Origin of the sequence: Dietzia sp. DQ12-76, from assembly GCF_014145045.1 — a bacterium.
In the GTDB taxonomy this organism is placed as follows: Bacteria; Actinomycetota; Actinomycetes; order Mycobacteriales; family Mycobacteriaceae; genus Dietzia.
This window is the reverse complement of sequence record NZ_JAALDV010000556.1, coordinates 1-1,308: the sequence shown is the minus strand read 5'-3', so window position 1 is coordinate 1,308 and position 1,308 is coordinate 1. Positions and strand designations below refer to the sequence as shown.

Genomic DNA, 1,308 nt, shown 5'->3' with positions numbered 1-1,308 from the left:
CCCGGCTCCCGAGTCGGGAGCCGGGGCCGCAGGCGCTACCGCTCGCGCTGATCAGTCGCGGAAGTAGCTCATCAGGCGCAGGATCTCGATGTACAGCCAGACCAGGGTGACGGTCAGGCCGAGCGCGACGCCCCACGCCATCTTGTTGGGGGCACCGGCACGAACGAGGCGGTCGGCGTTGTCGAAGTCGAGCAGGAAGCTGAACGCGGCGAGGCCGATGCACAGGAGACAGAAGGCGATCGCGATCGGGCCACCGTTGTAGAGCGGATTCGAGCCGCCGGTGAAGAAGCTGAGCACGATGCTGCCGAGTGCCGCGAACAGCACGCCCACGATGGCGGCGGTGAGGAAGCGCGTGAACTTGGGGGTCACGCGAACGGCGCCGGTCTTGTAGACGAACAGCATGCCCACGAACACACCGATGGTGCCGAGGATCGCGGCGCCGACCGCACCGAGGACGCCACCGCCCTGGATGTCGGCGGTGAACAGGTACGTGGCCGCGCCGACGAACAACCCCTCGAGCGCACCGTAGGTCAGGGTGATCGGAGCGGAGTCCATCTTCCGGCCGAAGGTGGCGATGAGCACCACGACGAGGCCACCGATACCGCCGACGAGCAGCAACGGGAAGAGCAGACCGGGGTTGACGCTGATCATGTAGAACGCGATCACGCCCACGATGCTGAGCAGGCCCAGCGTCATGGCGGTCTTGGTGACGACGTCGTCGATCGTCATGGGCCGCGTGTCCGCCTCGAACTGCGGATGGGCCTGGGGCGCACCGTACCCGGCCTGGGCACCGAAGCCCTGGTGGCCGTACTGGCCCTGCTGGAAGGTGGCACGGCCCGCGCCACCGAGGTGGGTGGCGCCACGCGCGCTGTCCTGGGACAGAGAGCTGAAGACCGGATTGCTACTGCTGCGCATCGAGGTCCCTTCGGATTGTCGGGGAAGGTCGTGTAGCGAGAGTCCCCGCCGGGTCACCGACGAATCACTCGTACTGGGTCAACGCGTGGGCGCACCTGAGTGTTCCCCGCATTGATTCTTATCTTGCCTGACCGGTGGACCACTCGACGCAACCGTCAGTTATCGATATGTCGTTGACATTCTTGAGAATGGCGCGGATACTTCTAGACAGACGGGGGCCAACCAGGCACCCCAGATCGGAAGGAGTCGCGATGAACATCGACGACACATACGGGCCGGGCGACTTCGGCCCGTCGGCGACACCGGGCCGGGGCGGACATCCCCGGCGAGGCGGCCGCCCCGGCCGTCAGCACGGACACCACAGGGGCCGTCGTCACGAGCACGGTGGCGGCG

At 66.8% G+C, this 1,308-nt stretch carries 1 protein-coding gene; it reads right to left on the bottom strand.

The window, feature by feature from the left end; genetic code table 11:
- Positions 1-51 precede the first annotated feature (51 nt).
- Positions 52-915: a Bax inhibitor-1/YccA family protein gene (locus tag G6019_RS16625; RefSeq protein WP_107756860.1), complete on the bottom strand. Its 864-nt coding sequence runs from the start codon at positions 913-915 to the stop codon at positions 52-54.
- Between the last annotated feature and the right edge of the window lie 393 nt (positions 916-1,308).

What these genes read in the sequence shown, in the direction of transcription:
- G6019_RS16625 (WP_107756860.1), bottom strand. Translation starts at nt 915, where the DNA reads ATGCGCAGCAGTAGCAATCCGGTCTTCAGCTCTCTGTCCCAGGACAGC.